This window comes from Rheinheimera tangshanensis (assembly GCF_014645135.1).
Lineage (GTDB): Bacteria > Pseudomonadota > Gammaproteobacteria > Enterobacterales > Alteromonadaceae > Pararheinheimera > Pararheinheimera tangshanensis.
Map to the genome: position 1 here is coordinate 126,681 of NZ_BMLH01000007.1, position 21,876 is coordinate 148,556.

Consider the following 21,876-nt stretch of genomic DNA (forward strand, 5'->3'; position numbering starts at 1 on the left):
GGATCAATAGTTTCTCGTTAATTTTGCATACACCAATTCAAAAACCTGTCCCGGTATGGCTTTTTGAGTTCTGACAGCAATCTCTGGATTACCACCAAGCGCGACCATCCAGCCATGGTAAAGACCTTCAAGTAAGGCACTGAACACCAGTGCTTCACGTTCAGCTTCTTTTTTACCATAAGAAGGCAATGGAAAAGCACCATGATAGAACACCAGACTAAGGTCATGCATTTCTATTTTTACCCAGCCCCAGTCCATACTACTTAAAATCAGATTCATCGATTTTTCCAGATCTTCGATACTGTCGTAAAGCGGAACCGGATGCATGGCGGCGAGTCGGGTCCCCATATGGCGTAAAAAAGCCCGAGCATCTTCATCACCGGCAGTCTGATAAATTTCTTCGACAAATACCTGAATAAAGCTTCGCCATTGCTTTGAGCAGTGCTGACTATTGAAATAACCAGAATTCAGTCGCTCAGTCAGCATCATGTCAATCATTAAAACCTCCAATCAGATACTTCATATATAAACGGAACGTTGTTTCGTTGTAATCACCGAAGCTGTCAAAACCTAACTGCCCGCCAACCCGCAGATAAGGGTCTGGCATATATTCACCGGTAGCGCCAAAACTTAAGCCAAAGCCAGATTTACTTGAAGGTGCGTATCCAGCCTGTTGAATAGCACCCAAGGCATAAAACAGATCCAACGCAGCTTGAGCAGCAGTATCTGTTGGAAACAAACTATTGCCATCTTCGCTATAACTTTGGAAACCCGGTGCAAGCAATACACTAAAGCGTGCATCTTTCATCTCAAAGCTGTAATTAACCGGAAAAGCTACACTGACATAGTCCTGAGGGCTAAAGTAACCGCCATGACCAAAGGTAAATTTACTGAGGTTTTTATCAAAACTGCTATAGCCGACATGAACCCCTAGCTGTAACTGCTCAGACATTGAGAGTGCCGGTCTGAAATAACCACCCACTTCCATCGACAAGGCTTTGTTCGACTCAACATTGTCACCTTCGTAACGGTGTTCAGCCACTGAGCCGTAGGCTCCGGTTTTACCATTATCGAAATTCAGTCCTACACCACCGCCATTTTTGGTAACAGCGCCCCAGGTCTCGCCTGTAACATGGTCCACAGTTCCGGCGTAAGCCAGTAAGCTGTCTTTGACAGGTCGGCGCTCCCCCTGCAACACAACCCGGGTATTTTTAGTCACCTCAGGCTGTAGCTTTACGCCACCTACGACGTTGGTTTTTTCAAAGCCTAAAGGTGTGGTGCCGACATCTGCATCTATCCAATCACCTTGATAACCAACAGCCAGAGCGACACCGGTTTGACGTTGTGTCTCTGGATCGCCGGTGCTGACGGCCAGTGTATTGAGCGCCCCTTGAGCATCGCCAAGAATAGTCTCTAAACGCCCCCTGAGCTGGGCAAACTCCTGACGGAATGTCTCCATATTATTCAAATCTGTCGGGATCAAACCAAGGTCTGAGTAGCCGCGGGCTTCGAGCAAAGAGGCAATAGAGTTGTTGATAACCGCAAACTGATCGCCTGTCAGATTCTGTGAAGTTAACCCCAGCGCATCATAAAAGTTGAAATCGGCTGCGCTGATAAAGTTTAAACGTGCGGTTTCCGCCAAAGTCGCAAGTCGTTGTTTTTCTGTTAGAGTGACCTCGGTCTCAGGTCGGGCATTGGCTTTATTGAACGTATCCTGCGCCTGATAATAAGCCAGCGCACTGGTTTCAACATTGTCCAAAACCTCAGCCAGACCGTTGATTCTGGAACTTAAGCCACTGGCTGCGTTTACCACTGCACCACGACCAAACAAATTAACATCCTGACCCGACACTGAACCTGAATTTAGTGAGGTGGGAGTAATTGATAATTCGGCTCTGTCATTGCCCAAAACGCCGGTCGAAACCACCAAAGGGGTTTCTACAGAATCAAGGCCTGAAGAGCCCTCCGAGCCCTCTCTGACACGTAATACAACATCCGCATCAACCCGGGTTTGCGTACTTTGCTCTAAATCGAGCAACATACCGTCAATTTGCTCGAATAAATCCGTTGACGTACTAGCAGCGGTGAGGCTGTCCTGTGACTCACTGATTGCCTGACCAGGCAACCAGGAAGGCCTGATGTCCGTTGTAGCAGGCTTTTGCTTCTTCGACAGCCGTTTATCTCTGAACGGATTTGATGCCGTCTCGGCTGGCTCTCTGAACGGATTGGCATTGGCCCCAGAGCTTGTATGACTTCCCCAGACTGACGCATCCTGATAAGCCAGCTTTCTAGCTTTTAGCAATAAAGCTGCAGCTTCGTTGTCATCGCCTTTTGCCTGAGACACACGGGCTGCCATCACCAGTAATTCAGGATCGGCAGCAGAGTTCCAGTCAATACGGCTGAGCAACTGCGCTGCTTTATCGGTATCATTTTGTGCCAATGCAAGATTGACTGCACCGGATAATGCCTGCTGATTAGCCGGGTTAAGTTTAAGCACGTAATTGTATATCTCGTCAGCTTCAGTGGTTTTATTGCCGCTCTCGTACAAACGCCCCATCGCCAGTAACAGCTCTTCGTTTTCAGGCGCTTCCCTTAAGCGTGCCGCCAGCAGATCGTAGGCTAAGGCCAGTTGACCTGAGTTACGTAGTTGGTCGGCTTCACGTACTGCTAGACCTTGCTGCAGCCCCATCAGGGATCTTCTGTTTTCTTCCGTCAAATCAGGCCTTAACATAAGCTCTGTCATCAGCTCCCGGGCCTGTCTGGACCTGCCGCTTTCATTCATCACACTGATATGACCGATGTAATCTCCGGCTTTTTCATCCAGCTCCTGCATCAAATCTAGTTCAACCAGTTGATAAGCAAGCTCGGTCTGATTGGCCTGTACCAGCTCATTGGCCAACTCACCAACCACTTTAGCGCCCAGAGCAGAGCTTTGATGTAAATCAATCAACAACTGACGGGCTCCAGCCTGGTCTCCAACCGACGCACGCTGAATGACAGCGGAAAACTTACTGCGGGCTGCTGATTGGGCGGCCAGCGCGTTCATCGCTGGAGTTCTCTGACTTTGAGGTATGCTGCTCATAATTCGATCAACATCCAACCAGCGTTTTTGCTCGCTGGCAAACATAGCTGCCGCATACCGCGATTCAGCGCTCTGGCTGGCCGCTTGTAAAGGCTCCACTATAGTGCGAGCCCGGATGTCGTCACCTTGTCTGGCGATAAGACGCGCCAAATCTAACCGGACCCATGGGTCGGCAGGAGCAAGTTTCATGGCGCGGCGTAAACTAATTTCTGCCAACAGATCATTAGTATTGGCTGCATCCGCTCTTAATTTATTCACTTCTGCCTGCGAAACATAGGCAACCCGATTTCTGTCTTTTTCAGGTAACAAGGCAGCAAGACGCTCAGCGTCATTCCAACGGCCCTGACTCTGTAATACCGCAATCAACCCAAGTTTTGCGTCCACATGAGAGGGATCTTTTTGTAACACCGCATTGTATCTTTGTAGCGCTTGTTCCGCTTTGCCCTGCTTATGTTCCAGTTGAGCAGCAAGGATTTGAGCTTCGAAGGAGCGAGGTGTTTTTGTAGTCGTCAAGGGCAACACCTGATTCAGCGCCCTCTCGTATTGTTCCTGCTCCATCAGTCGACGAGCCTGAGTCATCTGAGCATAAAAATCTGCTGATTGATAAGCTTCAGTCCATTGTTTCGATTTAGCCGGGCTTAACGCCATAGCTTTTGCTAAATAGCTTTTAGCTTCATCAAACTGTTGCTGTTTAAGACGGATCAGACCCAGACCTGCCACAGCGTCGGCATCTTTGGCATTTTCTGCAACGGCGGCTTTAAATAACCGTTCTGCGTCTTTTAACTTATTGGTATTTAACGCCTGATAACCTCGGCTTCTGTTATTGGTCACCGCGTTATTTTTTTTACGTTGCAGTGTGCTCTGGAAGTAATTGATCACCTCTAAATCATTAGGGTGAACACTCATATACTGATCGTAGTACTTTTTATCCGATGCAGAGGCATCAAGCCAGAGCAACGCCTGTCGCCAGTGGCTGTCGCTTTGTGGTGAAGTCGCCGCCATAGCAGATAACAATTCAATACCCTGCCGCCTGGTATTTTCATCATAACTCAGCACCTGAGCATAAGCCTGGCGCAGACTACTGTTCAGCGAAGCGCCTTGTGACAATTTGTTGAGCTGCGCTTTGGCTTCTGCAATACCGCCCTTGGTTCCTGCCAACGTCAGATAGTATTCAGCAGAGAGCTCCAGCGTCGGAGTCACACCACCAAATACCTCCTGGTAGCGTTTTATGGCGGCGTCGTACTGTCCTTGCGAGCTTAAACGGCGCGCCTCAGCAAGAGTTGCAGGATCCACGGCCTGCACCGCTTTCGCGGCACCCAGTTGTTTAACCCGTGGATCGGCAGGCGCAATTTGAGCCAATAAATTAGTCCACTGCTGCGTTGCTTCTTCATCACCTTCGCGCGCGGCTATCATGCCCATGCGATAAATGGCTTCTTTGTTTTGTGGATCTGCGTTAAGTATCCGCTGCAATGCGTCTTTGGCCAGATCGTTCCGGTTTTTTTCCTGCCAAAACTGAGCCTGCTCAAATAATGCAGTAAAAGAGCTAGTGTCATCAGCAGCGAAACCTGGCGCAAGATAACAAGCAAGAAAGAGTGCAATCATCGACTTATTCATTATTCCCTGATCCTGTTTTTAGTCTGTTTTGAGCACGCGCACTGAGCAGTGGGAATAAAATTAAAGCTCCCAAAAATGCAGCCAGCGCTAATCCAATCACCATGAAAACCACATGCTGACCGAAAAACCATCGAACCTCCATGTGCCATGGCATGTCACCAGAGGCGACCAACTCACCGGCTCTGGCACTACGAACATGTCCCTGACTATCGAGCAGTGCCATATCACCATGCACCTGGCTGCTGACCAAGGGTTTAGCCAGCGAATGTAACAACTGTGGTAACTGCTTCGACTTTTCGGCGGTCAGCAACACAACAACCCGGTCGGAGTCGACCGGAGAAACAAAACTAAATAGCCCTTGCACTTTCTGCGCGCTATCCAGTATCCGATTTGCAGTTTTTACTTCTCTGTCCCAATCGCCTTGCAAAAACCACAAGGAACGGTCAAACCAACTGAATGATTTGATAGTCATCCGGTCTTTATGCACATCAAATACACTGCGCTCGAGTAAAGCCGACTCATCTAAATCTTTAAAATTAGAAATAACCAGCAAATCGTGATTTTTAAGACCTGAAGTGACAGTCAATCCCGTTTTTACATCCATCCCCAGTGCCGGATAACCTGTGTTTTCTCCCATTCTGGCAGCGACTTCCAGTAAGGTTTGGATTTCCTCGTTGCCAGGGAACACAGGAAGTAAAGCGACGGTTTCGGACAAATCAGCATAACGGGTAAATGGAAAACCAACGCCGACAAAAAATGACAGGTTAGGTAACTGAGTAAAATTTTTAGCCTGCGTTAAATCTATGCTGGAATTTTCGAAGATTCGCCCGGCGCTTTCGGCTGGTAACTCAAGCTCGCAGCCTGTGTCGTTCGCGACAAAATTATAAAAAAGGCTGAGCTTATTCTCGCCGTATAATAAATAAGGAGGGATTTCTATCTGTGCTTGCTCCTGACGGATGTCGCGCCCTAATAAGCTATTAAATGAAGCCCATAATCCGCTTTGATTAACTGGTAACGAGGTGAGATATTGATTATTCAGCGACACATCCAGCGTAGACTTTTGCTCGTTCAGCCATTGCCCTTCAGGAAAGTTATATTTAATGGTTAATGGGATCACTTCTCTTTCCCAGAAAAACAAATCTGGGGAAACCGTAAAATTCACTTCAATCGGGGGATGAAAAAAACCACGGCTGACCAGACGTTCTTCATCCTGTAATTCGCCAAACTCAATAGGTTGCTCAGTGGAAGCCCATCGTGGTGCATCATAGGGTTTGCGCGCATTCTGTTGCAGCTGTTCTGCTTTTACATAAGTTCCGGTCAAAGAAGACGTGCGGGTCACCAGATGAGTAGCGGCAACTTTCAGCTCTTCGGGGGTTCTTCCCATCACCATCAATAACTTGTAAACCGGATTGACAGGGTTTTCAATCAGCCGAAGCTCTGGGCCCTGCACTGGAGGAATAGGCAAACCACTGATGGTTTCATTGGGCATCACAAATACGATGGCATTGTCAGCTGGTAGACTATTTCGAATCACAGGAAAAGTAACGGTCTGATACTGCGCAACGCTTCCGATATAAGACGCAACAATAGCGCTGCTGGTTAAGGTGGCCGAAGTGGTTTTTAGCGGCAATACGATAGGTACTTTAACCAGCCCCATGGCTCCTGAGTTAAAAAACGGTTCAGGAAATCGAGCCAAGTCAGTGCTGACCGCTAACCGCTGTAGGGACAGCACTAAGGATGAACGCTTGGCAACGTTCACCCAAATATCCTTGGATAACACGTTATTGCACTGCTGCAGAGTTTTCGCATTCAGACGAAAATCAAGATTATTAGAACCCAAAACCAGAGCTGGAGGAATGGGGATCTCAACCTGCAACGATTTGGCATTAAAAGGACTTAATTCAATGGTCTGCAGTAATTGTCCATTGAGCATGACATCCAGAAAGCTCTCGTCTTCCAGCAAAGCGTCGGAGTAATTGAGGTCGAGCTTCAGATTTGCTAACCGGACGAATTCATCTCCACGTATTTTGAAAGTTACGCCAGCTGAAGTCTCATTGCCGTAGAAGTATAAATCCTCTTTCAGACCAAAATCTTCGAAACCAAAAACCTGAGTACGAATATTGAATGCAGGAGCAGGTACTGCAGCAGTATTTGCTGCGTTCACTGCAGGCTGTTTTGGCTGAACAGCAGCCTGCTTAGATGTGGCCGGATTATCCAGTGCAGCGCTCAACGCCTGATTAGAAATAATCACAGCAGAAATTGCTATCAGTACCAACAGCGCCAAACGGGGTCTCCAGCCACTCAGAGGTCTGCTGCGCTGTGAAACCTTATTGGCTCTGTTGTTTTTGTTTTTAATCGACTCCTGAAACAACCCACTGACTGCGCGCATCACCCGCCATATCGAAGAAAAAATATTATTTTCTTTGCTTTCCGTTGAGTTCGGCAGCCAGGCATCCGCTCGCCCCATCACAACTTTCACTAATTCACGGCGCTGAGCAACAGGTAAATTCTTAAACTTGAATCGGATACTCTCGTCGTCGCGGTACAGCGTCTCAACAGGAAATACCATAGGGACCTGATTCAGATAGATTTCAATATCCACTATTTTTTCGTTGTCAATTTGACTAGACACCGTCTGCACCGATGCGCCGCCCATCGACAAATTGATTGATTTTGTTTTCAGTGTATGGCCAGTTTCAAGATGCAGGACGACCGGCAAACTGACATCAAGACGAACGGTTTGTCGTACTTGTTTCATTTCCCGAGCCACAGCCACAGACGCAAACAACATAATGCAGCTAAAACCTGCCCAGAATAAATTCAACAACAGAACTTTTGGCTCGACTTGATAATGCTCGCTCCAAATCAACTGTACTATGCCGGATAAAAAACCACACAACAGCAGAACCAGAGTAAAAAGATGTGGCTTGACCATGTCGTAATCGAAATAGCCGTTTTCCAGTAAACCTCCTTTTTCCGTGACATTAAACTTACCCTTACGGGGATTAACCAAAGTCGCGATAGTGGGTAACACCAGATGGAAAGATAATACCGCTTCATAAATCTCGCCCCAAAAGGTGTGCCGGAACTTGCCCTGCAATCTTGAGTTGGTATAAGTGGTGAAAAATAAATGAGGCAAAGCGTAAGCCAGAATCATCTCCGGCGATGCATCAATAATATTTTGGCCGAACAACAGGTAGCACAGAGGTGCGGTTAAAAAAACGATTCTGGGTAAAGAAAAAAGAAAATGCAGCATAGCATTGAGGTAACAAAGCCGTTGAGGTAAAGATAACCCTCTGCCGAATAACGGATTATCCAGTCGAAGTATTTGCAGCATGCCTCTGGCCCAGCGAGCCCGTTGTCCTATGTGTAACGCAAGGCGCTCTGTGGCCAGCCCTGCTGCCAACGGCAGCGCCAGAAAAGCTGAATTCCAGCCACGACGTTGTAATTTGAGTGCGGTATGCGCATCCTCTGTCACGGTTTCAACCGCAAAACCACCAATTTCTTCAATAGCGCTGCGACGTATGACGGCACAAGAGCCACAAAAGAACGCAGCGTTCCAGAAATCATTGCCTTTTTGCACTGGACCATAAAATAACTCCCCTTCTCTTGGGATTTCATCCCCAATCGTCAGGTTGCGCTCAAACGGATCTGGCGAATAGAAGTAGTGTGGCGTTTGCATTAACGCCAGTTTTTTATCTTTGATAAAGGCGCCAACTGTTGCCTGCAAAAATGCCCGGGTTGAAACGTGATCGCAGTCAAAAATACAGATCAGCTCACCACTGGTCATGGTGATGGCGTTGTTCAGGTTGCCTGCTTTTGCATGATTGTTGTTGTCGCGTGTGATATAACCGACGCCGGCTTCAACAGCAAAAGCACCGAACTCAGCCCTGCGACCGTCGTCCAGGATATAAACCCTGATCTTTTCAGGTGGATAATCGATATTTTGCGCAGCCAGAACCGTATCTTTGACGACATCCAGGCTTTCGTTATAGGTAGGAATGTAAACATCGACTGTCGGCCACAAGGCAATGTCATCCGGCATAGGTTCAATTCTTCGCTCCAGTGGCCAGATGGTCTGAAAAAATCCCAGTGTCAGAATAATCCAGGCGTAGAACTCTGCCGCAAGCAGACCAAGACTTAAAAAGCCTTCCATAAAACTATCGAAAACTAAGGTGTCGGTGGTTCGCCAATACAGATAGCGTGTGGAAACAATCACACACATCAGAAGCATAACAACGTGAGTCCAATGGTTCTTGCGCCTCGACACCAGAAACAGCATCACAGCACAACTGACGGCAAACAGGACCTGATTTGATAAACTCAGTGGCGTTGTAACAATAACAAAAGCAACGGCCAGCCAAAACAGCACGGCCACAGCACTAAGTATGCCTGATGGCGTTGAATGATTCCCTTTCATGAAATACCTTGCAGCTATCTATTATATTTTTTGTATTCGCTCGCCTGGAGTACAGGAAGGATGCGATGAATATTCCTGGCAATATTATCTATATCCGCTGCCACAGAGGATGCTCGGGCATACCTGAACACAGACGTTTGGCTCGCATTGGCTTCCGGTACAGCTTCATCACGATGAACTATCCCAAGCAAGGAAGCAGATAATCGTTTATTTAAAAACTCGGTGATCTCACGATTCAGTTGGCTTCGCATATCTATCTGGTTCAGTAAGAAATACGTTCTGCTTTTTGCCGATTCACCGTAAAACTCGCCAGACTCAATCTCAGGCAAAACACTCAATGACGCACTGTCTGCCAACAAAACGTTGATAATCATGGGTTCCAGCAAAGAAAGTGCCTGCAATGCAGCTGATGGACCCGGCGGTAAATCTGCAATAATTACAGTGTCAGGCTGATTGAGTAAAGGCTGCAATCTGCTGATAAGAAAATCTGGATCTGAGCGCAATTTTTGCTCATAGGCTTCGATCTGATGTTTACTGACCCGCCCATACGGGAGGAAACGTACGCCAGAATCCGATTCTTTCAGAAGCCGGCTCCAGTCGGTTTTCGTATGAAAAAACTCGACATAACCACTTGAATCACTCAAGGGCATACCAAAATGCAGTCTGACAGCGTTTTGGTTATCAAAATCAATAACTATCACTCGATGGCCGAGTCGCTGTATGGCGTAAGCGATATTGGCAGCCATAGTGGTTTTCCCAACGCCACCTTTAGGAGACGCTATACAGATGATACACATTAACCGACTCGCTCGAAAAATGACTGCAATGAATTCGTTTCTACTGGACGTTCCTGAAGAACTTCTGGTTGTGGATTCTTTTTGAATAGACGAGAAAAACCTTGTTGTGCAGCGCTGTTTTGATGAGGGTAATCTGCAGCCTGTAACTTAGATACTTCTTCTGCTCGTTGAACAGGTGCTCTTTCTGTTGCCACGCTATTTGAATCGGTGACGGCAAAACCAGACTGCTTTGGATTAGAAGAATGAGTGAGCGGAAGTACTCTGTCACTTTGGGATTCGACAGGTTGAGGCTTATAATTAGCCACTTCGTTCAGTAGATGCCATTTAGAATGCCCCGTAGAAACTGAGTCGTTATGAAAGCTTCGATAATTAAGCTCTCCATCACTGACTTTGCTGACAAACCTCAGTACATCATCATAATTATCCATTCCCCCCCCTTACAACAAGCTCATCAGCGTCCACTGCAACCTTGTAGTTCACTAAATATCATTAGTTAACGAAAACTGTAGCGACAATTACAATGTATCATTTTTTTCATTATTGCACGCCATTATTGAGTTTTCAAACTTATTTATTAAATTTTATTGATACTAATGATAAAAGACGTCAATTAACTTAGATTAATTGATTCAATTACGAAAATTTGAAACAGAAAATTAAACTATGGCCAAAAGAAAATGGGGTGTCAGGAATGGAAGACATTCAACATTCGGGGAGTTATCAAATTTAAGGGGAAGCTTATGGCTGAAGACACTATAGCGGAGGTTTATTTACATGCTCTTATAAAAACGAACGCCAGCCAACAGAGTTGGCCGGCGTTACAGATTCTGCTCAAAGAATTAAGCAGTTAAAGCTTCTTTTGCCTTAGCGACTAAAGCAGCAAATGCGCCTTTGTCGTATACAGCGATATCAGCCAGGATCTTACGGTCGATTTCAACAGATGCTCTTTTCAGACCATCGATGAAGCGGCTGTATGATAAACCGTTCTGACGAGATGCAGCGTTGATACGCGCGATCCACAGTTGACGGAATTGACGTTTACGTTGACGACGGTCACGGTAAGCGTATTGGCCAGCTTTAATAACTGCCTGGAAAGCGACACGATAAACACGACTGCGGGCACCGTAGTAACCTTTAGCCTGGTTTAACACCTTCTTGTGACGAGCGCGAGCTGTCACACCACGTTTTACTCTTGGCATTTAAAATCTCCTAATATTATGCGTATGGCAGACAACGAGCGATACCAGCCACGTCAACTTTTGCAACTAACGTTTTTGGACCTAACTGACGCTTACGCTTAGAAGACTTCTTCGTCAAAATGTGGCGAAGATGTGATTGCTTACGTTTAAAACCGCCTGAGCCGGTTTTTTTAAAGCGCTTTGCAGCACCTTTGTTGGTTTTCATCTTTGGCATAGTTAAATAACTCGCATTGTTTAAATTACAACGAATAATAAGGCGATAAAAAACGCCGCTTTATTCAAGCGGCGTATCTTATGCTTGAAAGCTCTTATTACTTCTTATTTGGGGCCAGCATCATGATCATCTGACGACCCTCAACACGGCTTGGGAAAGATTCGCAGATAGCAATATCTGACATATCTTCTTTAATCCGGTTAAGCATCTCAATACCGATGTCCAGATGCGCCATTTCACGACCACGATAGCGCAGCGTTACTTTAGCTTTGTCACCCTCTTCAATGAAGCGACGCAGGTTGCGTAGTTTTACCTGGTAATCGCCTTCATCAGTTCCAGGCCGGAATTTTATTTCCTTGATCTGGATCTGTTTTTGCTTTTTCTTCTGCTCTTTAGCAGCTTTGCCTTTCTCAAACAGGAACTTACCATAGTCCATCAACTTACAAACAGGTGGTTCAGCGGTTGGGCTAATCTCTACCAAGTCAGCGCCTGCTTCTTCTGCTAAACGAATAGCTTCTGAAGTGATTACTACACCTAATTGCTCACCTTCCAGACCTAACAAGCGTACTTCTTTAACGTTGATTTCTTCGTTAATACGGTTTGGTCTGTTCGCCGGTAAAGTTTTCTTTCCTACTTTAATAGTATGTTCCTCCAAGAGTGAAAATAATTAGACCCGGTTTTTGATTTCGGTAGTTAACTTAGTTACAAAGTCACTTACACTCATTTTTCCGAGGTCTTCGCCCTTCCGTGTTCTTAACGCGATATCACCGGCTTCAACTTCTTTGTCACCGACTACCACTAAATAAGGAACACGCTGTAGCGTGTGCTCGCGGATTTTAAAGCCTATCTTCTCATTTCTCAAGTCAGAAATTGCTCTAATACCATGAGATTTGAAAGTTTTTACTAAATCCTGCACATATTCGGCCTGATTATCGGTAATATTCATCACCACAACCTGAGTTGGGGCTAACCAGGCTGGGAAGAAGCCTGCATATTCTTCGATCAGAATACCGATAAAACGCTCCAGCGAGCCTAAAATCGCACGGTGGATCATCACTGGTACTTGTCTGTCGTTGCCTTCAGCAACAAAACTTGCACCTAAACGACCCGGTAAAGCGAAATCGAGCTGCACTGTACCACATTGCCAGGCGCGGCCTAAGCAATCGTGTAAAGTAAATTCAATTTTAGGGCCATAAAACGCACCTTCACCAGGTTGCAGGTCATAGGCTATGCCATTGGCATCCAAAGCTTCTGCTAACCCCTGCTCTGCACGGTGCCACATTTCGTCGGTACCAATGCGTTTTTCCGGGCGAGTGGATAATTTCACCTGCACGTCTTTAAAACCAAAGGTGCTGTAGACGTCAAACACCATTTTGATACAGTTGGACACTTCAGCCTGCACCTGATCTTCAGTACAGAAGATATGGGCATCATCCTGAGTAAAACCACGCACACGCATCAGGCCGTGCAAACCACCTGACGGCTCGTTGCGGTGACAGCAACCAAACTCGGCCATACGCAGCGGTAAATCGCGGTATGATTTCAGGCCCTGGTTAAAAATCTGCACATGGCCAGGACAGTTCATTGGCTTGATGGCGTAATCACGGTTTTCAGAACTGGTGACAAACATATTGTCTGAATACTTTTCCCAGTGACCTGATTTTTCCCACAGTACTTTGTCCATCATAAATGGACCTTTCACTTCCTGGTAATCGTATTGCGCCAACTTTTCACGGACAAAAGTTTCCAGCTCGCGGAAAATAGTCCAGCCGTCGTTGTGCCAGAACACCATGCCTGGTGCTTCTTCCTGCCAGTGGAATAAACCTAAAGCTTTACCAATTTTACGGTGGTCACGTTTTTCCGCTTCTTCCAGTTGCAGTAAATAAGCAGCTAATTGCTTTTTATCTGCCCAGGCAGTGCCGTAAATACGTTGCAGCATTTTGTTTTTCGCGTCACCACGCCAGTACGCGCCCGCCACTTTCATCACCTTAAAGTGCTGACAGAAACGCATATTGGGCACGTGTGGGCCACGACACATGTCGATGTATTCTTCGTGATGGTATAAACCCGGCTGATCGTCTTTCGCGACGTTCTGATCGAGGATTTCCATCTTGTAGCTTTCGCCACGCAGAGCGAAGGTGTCATAAGCCTGTTGCCAGCTTACTTTTTTCTTCACTACGTCATATTCGGTTTTGGCCAGTTGCAGCATGCGCTCTTCAAGTTGAGCTAAATCATCGCTGCTGATTGGACGGTCTAAATCCACATCGTAATAAAAGCCATTGTCGATAACAGGGCCAATCGCCATTTTGGTATTGGGCCATAACTGCTTAATCGCATGACCTAATAAGTGAGCGCAGGAGTGACGGATAATTTCCAGGCCTTCCTGATCTTTGGCGGTGACAATGCTTAAAGACGCATCGGCTGTGATCAGCTCACAAGCGTCAACCAATTGGCCATTGATTTTGCCGGCTATGGTGGCTTTCGCCAGACCTGGGCCTATGTCTTTGGCAACGTCTAATACAGATAAAGGGGCGTCAAATGAACGCTGACTACCGTCAGGTAAAGTAATAACTGGCATGATAAGTCCTCACAGTGGTGGCCTATACCAAAGGTCACATGTTGATTCAATTTAAATTAAGGGAATGCCTTTTGCGGTTCAACCTTACGAGCGGTAGAACAAAACAGTACAATACGTAGTTGTCTCTGCTTTTAACAAAAAGCGGCTGCATCATAACAGCTGCGATACTTTATCGGCAACAACATAGGCTACAAGGAACAAAACGGCAGCATAAAGATAGGTCTGATCTTCGCCTGATGCAGCTTTAACGCCTACACTGAAACGAACAGGAGCTCACTAACGGAAGGACCCGCGGATAGTCAGTCGCCAGCGCTTGCTGCAACAGGCGTTGGTAAACGGAGGATCTATGGACTTACTGCATAAAACTATTCTTTGCCCTTTCTGTGGTCATCCCACTCCTATCACCCTGGATATCAGCGGCGACGATCAGGACGACATTGAAGATTGCAGCAACTGCTGCAACCCTATTCATGTACAGACTCATAAAGATGAGTTGCATAATAAAGTGCAGGTGTTTATCGACGCTGAAGATGAGCAGTATTATTAGTCAGATCAGGCATTTCTGGCAGCAAGCACCCGTTCAACCGTATCCACAATAGTAACGGTTTGCTGGTCCAATTCGATATTCACTCTATCGCCCGCTTTGCGTTGACCTAACGTAGTGACTTCGAGAGTTTCTGGTATTAAATGCAAGCTGAAACTTGTGTCTGTCACTTCGCCTACCGTCAGGCTAATGCCATCAATACTGATAAAACCTTTGCTGAGCACATAGTTTTTAAATTCAGGTTTGAGCTCAATATCCACCCGCCAGTTCGAACCAGTTTGGCTGACAGCTAAAATAGTCGCAGTACCATGCACATGGCCTGACACCAAATGCCCACCAATTTCACGACCAAAAGTTAAAGAACGCTCAAAGTTTACCAATGAGCCACTAGTTAAAGCACCTAAGTTAGTTTTGATTAAGGTTTCGTCTATTACATCAAAACTCACCCAACCTAAAGGCTCAAGCAGACTGAATTCGGTAGCCGTTAAACAAGTACCATTCACCGAGATACTGGCGCCCCGCTCCAGGTTTTGCAGCAACTGCACAGGTACTGCAAGAGTTAAGCGACGAAACTGCTCTTGGTCGCTGATTTCACTGACTTTAACTTTTGCCTGCACTATTCCGGTAAACATAAGGCCCCTGCTGTGCTATCTTTACGGCGTTTTTTCGCCTGTCTGACAAGAGTTGTTATGTTACCTTTTTCCCGCTTTGAAGCAAAAACCATTCTGAAATTATCCGGCCCTACTATGCTGGCTCAGCTGACCCAAACCATGATGTTTGTGATTGATACCATTATGGCTGGTCGTGTCAGTGCGCTGGATATGGCTGCTATTGCTGTCGCTTCTGCCATTTGGCTACCGATTATTCTGACCTTGCAGGGGCTATTGCTGGCACTGACGCCTATCATTTCTCAGCTTTATGGTGCGAAAAACCATAAGGCCATTCCGCATAATGCGCTGCAAGGATTTTATCTGGCGATGGTACTGGCGACTGTGATTGTCATAGCTATGCAGTATATCCACTTGCCGTTGCAGTACTTGTCGATGGAAGAAAACCTGCGTGCCAAAGCAGTCGATTATCTGGTCTATGTCAGCTACGGCGTTTATCCGGCCGCTGGTTATATGATCTTCCGTAATCTGTTTGAAGGCATAGGCAATACCAAAGCCACCATGTGGATAGCTTTTGTCGGTATTCTGGTCAATATTCCGGCCAACTATGTGTTTATTTATGGCAAGTTGGGTATGCCAGCTTTAGGTGGCGCTGGTTGTGGTGTGGCGACGTCTTTAGTTTTTCTGGCGATGTTTATTGCCATCACTATTTATGCTTTCAGAAGCCGTAGCACAGCGCTTTATATGAAAAAGCCCGATCACCTCAAACCCAATAGCAAAGATTTATGGCATATCATCGCGATAGGTACGCCTATCGCCTTTTCGCTATTTTTTGAAGTGACTTTGTTCTCTTCTATCCCGCTGATGATTGTGCATTTAGGCCCTATAGTGGTGGCCGGTCATCAAATTGCCAATAACTACAGTGCTTTGGTGTTTATGTTGCCGATGAGTATGGGTATGGCAACGACGATACGGGTCGGTCATCTGGTCGGCAGTAACGATGTGCAGGAGCTGAAAAAAGCCGTATCAACCGCTGTGCAACTGGCGATGATGATGGCTGTAGGTATAGCGCTGGTGACTTATTTTGGTCGTTTTTTAGTGGCGTCGCTCTACTCTACCGACCCAGCCGTATTGGCAGTCGCTACCTCTATTCTGGTTCTGGCCTGCTTCTACCAGATATCTGATGCGATACAGGTGGTGTCAGCCTGTGCCTTACGCGGCTTAAAACACACCAAACCTATCTTTTTTATCACCTTTGTTGCCTATTGGCCGATCGGTTTTGGTTTGGGCACTGTATTAGGTTTAACAGACTGGATTTTGCCCAAGATGGGCGCTCATGGCTTTTGGATTGGTATTATTGTCGGTTTATCCTGCGCTGCTGTGATGTTAGCGCTTATTCTAAAAAACCAAATCAGGCGATTAGAAGATGGCAAAATTTTACAGCAGCAACAGTCAGCGGCCTCTCATTAAAGTACTGAATCTGCTTGCTGCTGTTTTTGTGCTTAGTGGCTGCAGCGATCCGGCCCTATCTCTTATGGACGACTATGCCAAACGGCTTGGTCGTACTTTAGCACTGGAGCTACAAGACCCAGCGCCGCTGGATTTAAAGCCCCTTCCTTCCATCACAGCAACCAGAGCCGATATAGCAGAAACCAGCATTACTCTGGTTGAGTTAGTGGCGAGCCGAGCCTGTGGCCTGGATGTATTGCTGGGCGAGCGTAATAGCAGCCTGGGCAAGGTTATGCCGCCAAGCCAACGTCTGAAATACGAACTGGCGTTTTTAAAACAAGTGCAGCCTTGTTTAACCCATCCGGATATAGCGCCCGATTTACAACAAAAACTTGCTGCTATTGCCTCTGACAAAACCACACAAATCGATAAACATTGGCAAAATTTTTTGCAGCAGGATGAGACTTTACGTCAACAACTGCATCCCTACCGTAGCTTGTCAGAACCCAATTCAGTCGCAGGCGTGGCTGAAACTATGCAAGCCTTACATTCCTTGCTTACGCTGCAAAAAAGTATTGTCGAGCAGAACTGGCAGCAGGCCAGCAGCATCAATCCAGAGCAGGCATTAGAAGCTTTATACAAGGCCAATACACTAAGTCAGTTGCAACAAAGCTTGCGCTTTAGCCAGAACTGGCTGCAAAGCGTCAATCAGCAGTTAGAACAGCTTGATCTAAAAGTGGTGTGCCCAGCCGGTAAACACTCAGACAAAGCAGAGATTCTGAATACCATTTTACTGCAGTATTTTATCGGCAAAGTGCAGGTGTATCTGGCACAGGTGGATGGCACTTATCAGCAATTGTATCCGCTATTGCAGCAGCTGTATCAAGGAACCGCTCTCGAGCAACCTATTTCACAGCGCTTTGAGGTGCCAAATACTGAATTAAAAGCAGAGTTAAAACGCCATGTCATTTGGTGGAAAGCAGTACAGCAGCAGTGTCCAAAAACTTAAAATGGGGTCAGATCACATTGTTAACAGTTAACAATGTGATCTGACCCCAATTTTACATTTCAATGTATTGCGGCCAGCCTAACAGCGGATTCAACATCCCCTGTTTATGCTCATAAGCATCCCGACGTTCTGGCGATGCATTCTCTGCCAGTAATTTTTTATACCCTTTGGCAAATTGCAAAGTACGTACCAGAGCAGTATAGAAATTATCCCCCAGCTCCACAGTCACTGCTTCTGAATAACCAGCAGGTAATAAGCTAAGCACCTGTTCGGTATGAGCTTTGAGAAAGGTTACGTCAAACCATTCCTCGGCCAGTTCGATATCGCGTAACCGCTGTTTTAAATCCTGTTTGACCTTGCCGCCCTTAGTGCAAAGGCGATACAACACCACTTCGGCCAGCATATCTTCCAGGTTAAAGTGCTCGAACGGATCCAACTGCGTATGGTAGAAATAGGTTTGTTTCACCACACTGATGGCCTGACGGCGACGTGATTCGCGCAGCGCCTGCTGATACACCTGCACACCCTGCCACTCTTCGATGTCTGGTGGACTGGCGATGTCCTGCAACAACTGCTCTTCCACCTCACCGTATAAGGATTTACGGTTGGACACCTGTTGGCTGACCTGCGACAACATGCTCCAGCCTTTTTGGAAAGGTTTAACTATACCTTCAGGGCTAACCAGCAAGGCCAATGCTTTATCCAAATCATGACCGGACAGTTCTGCCAGGCCTAAACTCGCCACACCAATAATATCGTGGGCTGCTTGTTCCAACAGATGCATTTTGTATTTGTTGTAAAACTTGTCAGCAAACTTCAGGCTCATCAGCACAGCTTTACTTTTCACCTGTTCCAGCTGCGCTTGTGAGAGTTTTTGCTCTGCTTTGGCGTAGTTCAATACCTTGGTTAGAAAAGGTCCCTGATTGGCATCCCGCACCACTAACTGCATAACTGATCCTTTACTGATCTAAAGCTTAATCGAGGAAACTAAACATATCATCCACTTCGGCGTATTCGTCTGTGGATTGGTTTTTCTCTTTGGCTTGCATCACCAGCTCAGCTGCGAACTTATTGATAATGTGCTCCCAGCCGGAGTTTTCGTTACGCACCAGATTTTTAATGGCCTCTTCCACCTGCGGTGTCAATTGGCGGATCAGTGCTAATAAACTGCGTGGGTCATCATAACCTAAACCATGCACCTCTTCATTCAGATGGCGTTCGGTGTAGCTGATGGCTTCTTCTAAATCTTGCTCTTCTTCATGCAGTAAATCATGCACTTCGTCTTCGTCTTCAATCACTTCTCCGCGGTACAGCTCAATAAAAGGAATAGACAAATAAAACAAGCCGGCCGGATCTTCAGCTATGGCTTCGAGAATTTCAGCCTGCTTGGTTTCGCTGTCCTGAGTACGGATAAGATAAGTTAAAAAATCAAAAGTATGCTGCTTCAAATCGTCCGCATTGTTTTTGATTTTCTCTTCCCAGTACAAAGGCTGCTGGCAGACGATGTCGCGGATTTTTTCTGGTGTCATCAGTTCAGAAATAATTGAAGGAAACGAAATATCATGCTGACTGTTAATTTGAGTCAGAGTCACAATATCTATGTTTTCAATCACTTCAACCAGCTGAGCATCAGACATGGTATTGGCCATCAGCTCAAACTTTTTACTGGCCTGTTTCGGCTCAACTATGGCAAGTTCTTTAATTTCTGCCACAGCAATTTCAATCAGACTATTCATCAGCGACCTTCCCGGTTAAAGGTAATTTCATCGTACTGGTCATCGTACCCTTCTTCTTCGTCGTCACGGCCTTCGTAATCATCATCAGCTTCGTTACGATAAGAGGACTCGTCAGAATCTTCATCTTCGTCATCAAAGTTATCACGTGGACCTGGCGCTGCTGCGATGTGTTTATTCAGCATAAACAGCACGGCGCAGCTTTCAATCAGTAAATCCTCGTTAAATTCACGGATGGTTTTGACCAGTGGTAAATCAGCATTATTAAAAGCTACAGAAGTTTTAAACTCATCCCAGACTGGCATGGTGTTTTTATTAAGCCAGGCGGCCCATTTCAGCGTAGCCTCAGGGGTAAATTTTACGCGACCATAAAGCGCGACCGGCAAATATTCAGGCACTGAATGCAACATCTTCGGATCAGCCTGCAAAATAGCTTTGATTTGGCTGGTAAATTTTTCCAGCGCTTTTGGTGTGTCCGGATCGTTGTAGGATTCAATATTTTCGTAAGCGTCAGTTTTTAACGCTTCTAAACGGTTTTTGTCGAATGTTTTGCTCATCAGTTTTAGCCTTTTACGGACGGGTAATAACTATCCCACAGCTCTTTCATGGCTGCAGTCGGGTCCGGCACTATCACATTATTAAAATCTTTGATAAAAGCCGCGCGTTTTTTGGCATCAGACAATACATCATAGGCTTCTTTCACCTTTTGTAATTGCTCTGCAGCTTGCTCTTTTTCATCGTCGCTTAAATTCAGCAGTTTATCCGGGTGGTATTTATTGGATAAGCGCTTATAGGCTTTTTTAATCTCATCTTCATTGGCGTTTGCTTTAACGCCCAAAATGCGAAAATAATTAATCATTCACTATCCATTGAGTTAACACATAAGCCCTGAGTGACAAAATAGCTCTCAAGCTAAAGTACGGCGATTCTAACAGAAAACTGCATCACTGCAGCAGGTCAATCAGTCTGGGAGCAAGCCTTTTAGCATTTCAATGTCCGTAGCTGATACTCCGGCCTCACTAAAATGCTGCGGCTATGATCGTCCGTGTTACCTATCAACAAATTAAGCAACATGCGGCGATACAGCTCTTCGCTGTCCGAGGGACCACTACTGTACTGTCGCAGAATTTCAGCAAGTGCCGGATAACCATAGCTGGTTTTTAGCGATTTTCTTTTTGGCCTGATGGCGCGATAAACTAAAAGCCAAGGCTAAATCACAGCATCCTGTTGCAAAGCTTCAACAAAGACATAACAACTGGGGTTTTAGCGGATCAGAAATCATTGTCCAGCCTTGGCCCTGAATGCCGGAAACGTTGCCGTTGTTGCTGATCCTGTTGACTCAACCAGTCGGCGAAAGAGCCTGCCAGTCCCAACACCAATATTGCCTGCAAATAGGTGCCTACGGCTACCTGAGCACAGCCATTCTCTAATGCAGAGACAGTAGAACGTCCGACGCCAAGACGTTTGGCGAACTGGCTCTGACTTTCGCGTTCAGCCCGGCAACTCTGAATGAGTGAGCCCCACTGTTTCAAAAGTAAATCAACGGAGTTTTGCATGATATAACAGTCATTATTTACTTAATGACTGTTATGGTAGACAGGGCCCAAACCTGGTACAGAAAAAAGCCTGTGAGTGATTAGCTATTCATCCACTGCTGCACCGCAGACACCAGCTCATCAGGGTGAAACTTTGCAATAAACTGATCTGCCCCGACTTTTTTCACCATGGCTTCGTTAAAGACACCACTTAAAGAGGAGTGCAGAATAATATGCACATGACGCAAATGCTCATTGGCTTTAACTTCAGCAGTTAAGGTGTAGCCATCCATTTCAGGCATTTCGATGTCGGAAATAATAAGAGGCACTTTTGCTGAAATATCACCACCCAGCTCCTGTGCTTTGGCTTCGAGCCAGTTCAGGGCCAAGCGGCCATCGTTCACAGTCTCAACATGGATACCTATGGTGGATAACGCACGTTTGACTTGATTTCGGGCCACAGCAGAGTCATCGGCTACCAAAACTGTATAATCTTTAAAGTCTATATCTTTGGCTTTTTCTTTTACCGATTCACTGACCGTTTCATCAACAGGCGAAATTTCTGAAAACACTTTTTCTACATCAATGATCTGTACCAGCTTATTATCAACTTCTGTCACAGCAGTTAAATAATGTGAGCGACCTGCTCCATGAGGTGGAGGTAAGATTTGTTCCCAGTTGACGTTGACTATACGGTCCACCCCACCGACTAAAAAGCCCTGAGTATTACGGTTGTATTCAGTCACCAAAATAAAAGCATTGCTTAAATCAGACACAGGTTTACCTCCTGTAGCCTGACTTAAATCGATCACTGTTACAGGTACACCGCGTAAATGCGCTATACCACGCACATTCGGGTTTGCTCCTGGCAACTCACTAAGCTCAGGACAACGTATCACTTCACGTACTTTGAACACATTGATGCCATAAGGCTGAGCACCGTTCAGACGAAACATTAAAAGTTCGAGGCGGTTCTGACCCACAATATTAGTGCGCTGGTCAATGGAATTCATCAAGCTGGTCATACAATACACCTCTTCACTTAAATAATGTTGCCCAAACAGGCCTGTTTACAGCCTAAACATTTCTCTGGC

The 21,876-nt window shown here is 46.1% G+C and carries 20 protein-coding genes; 3 read left to right on the forward strand and 17 right to left on the reverse strand.

Annotation, left to right across the window (positions count from 1 at the left end; all coding sequences use genetic code 11):
- Positions 1 to 3: 3 nt before the first annotated feature.
- The 9 genes from bcsD to thrS all read right to left on the reverse strand — a co-directional run bounded on the left by bcsD (position 4) and on the right by thrS (position 13,904).
- On the reverse strand, positions 4 to 498 hold the full coding sequence (gene bcsD / locus IEW88_RS13625; RefSeq protein ID WP_147904678.1) for a cellulose biosynthesis protein BcsD: 495 nt from the start codon (positions 496 to 498) through the stop codon (positions 4 to 6).
- Positions 491 to 4,696 carry a cellulose biosynthesis protein BcsC gene (locus IEW88_RS13630; RefSeq protein ID WP_147904677.1) on the reverse strand — a complete coding sequence of 1,402 codons (4,206 nt, stop codon included), beginning with the start codon at positions 4,694 to 4,696 and terminating at the stop codon, positions 491 to 493. Before IEW88_RS13630 ends, bcsD begins: the two co-directional genes overlap by 8 nt.
- Positions 4,689 to 9,116, reverse strand: a complete 4,428-nt coding sequence (gene bcsA, locus IEW88_RS13635) for a UDP-forming cellulose synthase catalytic subunit (protein WP_147904676.1) — start codon at positions 9,114 to 9,116, stop codon at positions 4,689 to 4,691. Before bcsA ends, IEW88_RS13630 begins: the two co-directional genes overlap by 8 nt.
- 14 nt (positions 9,117 to 9,130) lie before the next feature.
- Positions 9,131 to 9,913, reverse strand: a complete 783-nt coding sequence (gene bcsQ, locus IEW88_RS13640; protein WP_053425748.1) for a cellulose biosynthesis protein BcsQ — start codon at positions 9,911 to 9,913, stop codon at positions 9,131 to 9,133.
- Positions 9,913 to 10,341 carry a hypothetical protein gene (locus IEW88_RS13645; RefSeq protein ID WP_147904675.1) on the reverse strand — a complete coding sequence of 143 codons (429 nt, stop codon included), beginning with the start codon at positions 10,339 to 10,341 and terminating at the stop codon, positions 9,913 to 9,915. The genes bcsQ and IEW88_RS13645 overlap by 1 nt, the downstream gene beginning before the upstream one ends.
- A 411-nt stretch (positions 10,342 to 10,752) precedes the next feature.
- Positions 10,753 to 11,112, reverse strand: a complete 360-nt coding sequence (rplT, locus tag IEW88_RS13650) for a 50S ribosomal protein L20 (RefSeq protein WP_008898705.1) — start codon at positions 11,110 to 11,112, stop codon at positions 10,753 to 10,755.
- Positions 11,113 to 11,128: 16 nt separating this feature from the next.
- On the reverse strand, positions 11,129 to 11,326 hold the full coding sequence (rpmI, locus tag IEW88_RS13655) for a 50S ribosomal protein L35 (RefSeq protein ID WP_040554869.1): 198 nt from the start codon (positions 11,324 to 11,326) through the stop codon (positions 11,129 to 11,131).
- Positions 11,327 to 11,423: 97 nt separating this feature from the next.
- On the reverse strand, positions 11,424 to 11,981 hold the full coding sequence (gene infC, locus IEW88_RS13660; RefSeq protein WP_185148615.1) for a translation initiation factor IF-3: 558 nt from the start codon (positions 11,979 to 11,981) through the stop codon (positions 11,424 to 11,426).
- Between the two features lie 12 nt (positions 11,982 to 11,993).
- Positions 11,994 to 13,904, reverse strand: a complete 1,911-nt coding sequence (gene thrS / locus IEW88_RS13665) for a threonine--tRNA ligase (RefSeq protein ID WP_147904674.1) — start codon at positions 13,902 to 13,904, stop codon at positions 11,994 to 11,996.
- 346 nt (positions 13,905 to 14,250) lie between these two features.
- On the opposite strand from thrS, the gene IEW88_RS13670 reads away from it, so the two are divergent.
- The gene (locus tag IEW88_RS13670) at positions 14,251 to 14,451 is read left to right on the forward strand and encodes a CPXCG motif-containing cysteine-rich protein (protein WP_053425751.1); all 201 of its coding nucleotides are present in this window, start codon (positions 14,251 to 14,253) and stop codon (positions 14,449 to 14,451) included.
- Between the two features lie 5 nt (positions 14,452 to 14,456).
- Here IEW88_RS13670 and IEW88_RS13675 read toward each other — a convergent pair whose 3' ends face one another.
- Positions 14,457 to 15,080, reverse strand: coding sequence for a riboflavin synthase subunit alpha (locus IEW88_RS13675; RefSeq protein WP_147904673.1), 624 nt, complete (start codon positions 15,078 to 15,080; stop codon positions 14,457 to 14,459).
- 57 nt (positions 15,081 to 15,137) lie between these two features.
- Here IEW88_RS13675 and IEW88_RS13680 point away from each other — a divergent pair, with 57 nt between their 5' ends.
- Both IEW88_RS13680 and IEW88_RS13685 read left to right on the forward strand, forming a co-directional pair.
- Positions 15,138 to 16,526, forward strand: coding sequence for an MATE family efflux transporter (locus IEW88_RS13680; RefSeq protein ID WP_147904672.1), 1,389 nt, complete (start codon positions 15,138 to 15,140; stop codon positions 16,524 to 16,526).
- Positions 16,483 to 17,514: a DUF3080 family protein gene (locus IEW88_RS13685; protein WP_147904671.1), complete on the forward strand. Its 1,032-nt coding sequence runs from the start codon at positions 16,483 to 16,485 to the stop codon at positions 17,512 to 17,514. The genes IEW88_RS13680 and IEW88_RS13685 overlap by 44 nt, the downstream gene beginning before the upstream one ends.
- 52 nt (positions 17,515 to 17,566) lie before the next feature.
- Here IEW88_RS13685 and atcC read toward each other — a convergent pair whose 3' ends face one another.
- The 7 genes from atcC to IEW88_RS13720 all read right to left on the reverse strand — a co-directional run bounded on the left by atcC (position 17,567) and on the right by IEW88_RS13720 (position 21,807).
- Positions 17,567 to 18,463, reverse strand: coding sequence for a cold adaptation protein AtcC (gene atcC, locus IEW88_RS13690; protein WP_147904670.1), 897 nt, complete (start codon positions 18,461 to 18,463; stop codon positions 17,567 to 17,569).
- 25 nt (positions 18,464 to 18,488) lie between these two features.
- Complete coding sequence (gene atcB, locus IEW88_RS13695; protein WP_053425017.1) at positions 18,489 to 19,250, reverse strand: cold adaptation protein AtcB; 762 nt, start codon at positions 19,248 to 19,250, stop codon at positions 18,489 to 18,491.
- Positions 19,250 to 19,804, reverse strand: coding sequence for a cold adaptation protein AtcA (gene atcA / locus IEW88_RS13700; RefSeq protein ID WP_147904668.1), 555 nt, complete (start codon positions 19,802 to 19,804; stop codon positions 19,250 to 19,252). Before atcA ends, atcB begins: the two co-directional genes overlap by 1 nt.
- A 5-nt stretch (positions 19,805 to 19,809) precedes the next feature.
- Positions 19,810 to 20,106, reverse strand: a complete 297-nt coding sequence (atcJ, locus tag IEW88_RS13705; RefSeq protein WP_053425015.1) for a cold adaptation protein ActJcold adaptation protein ActJ — start codon at positions 20,104 to 20,106, stop codon at positions 19,810 to 19,812.
- 122 nt (positions 20,107 to 20,228) lie between these two features.
- The gene (locus IEW88_RS18895; protein ID WP_147904736.1) at positions 20,229 to 20,432 is read right to left on the reverse strand and encodes a HipA domain-containing protein; all 204 of its coding nucleotides are present in this window, start codon (positions 20,430 to 20,432) and stop codon (positions 20,229 to 20,231) included.
- Positions 20,433 to 20,518: 86 nt separating this feature from the next.
- Entirely contained in the window at positions 20,519 to 20,803 is a 285-nt protein-coding gene (locus tag IEW88_RS13715; protein WP_147904667.1) for a helix-turn-helix transcriptional regulator, read from the reverse strand.
- A gap of 80 nt (positions 20,804 to 20,883) precedes the next feature.
- Positions 20,884 to 21,807 carry a chemotaxis protein gene (locus tag IEW88_RS13720; protein WP_053425013.1) on the reverse strand — a complete coding sequence of 308 codons (924 nt, stop codon included), beginning with the start codon at positions 21,805 to 21,807 and terminating at the stop codon, positions 20,884 to 20,886.
- Positions 21,808 to 21,876: the final 69 nt, after the last annotated feature.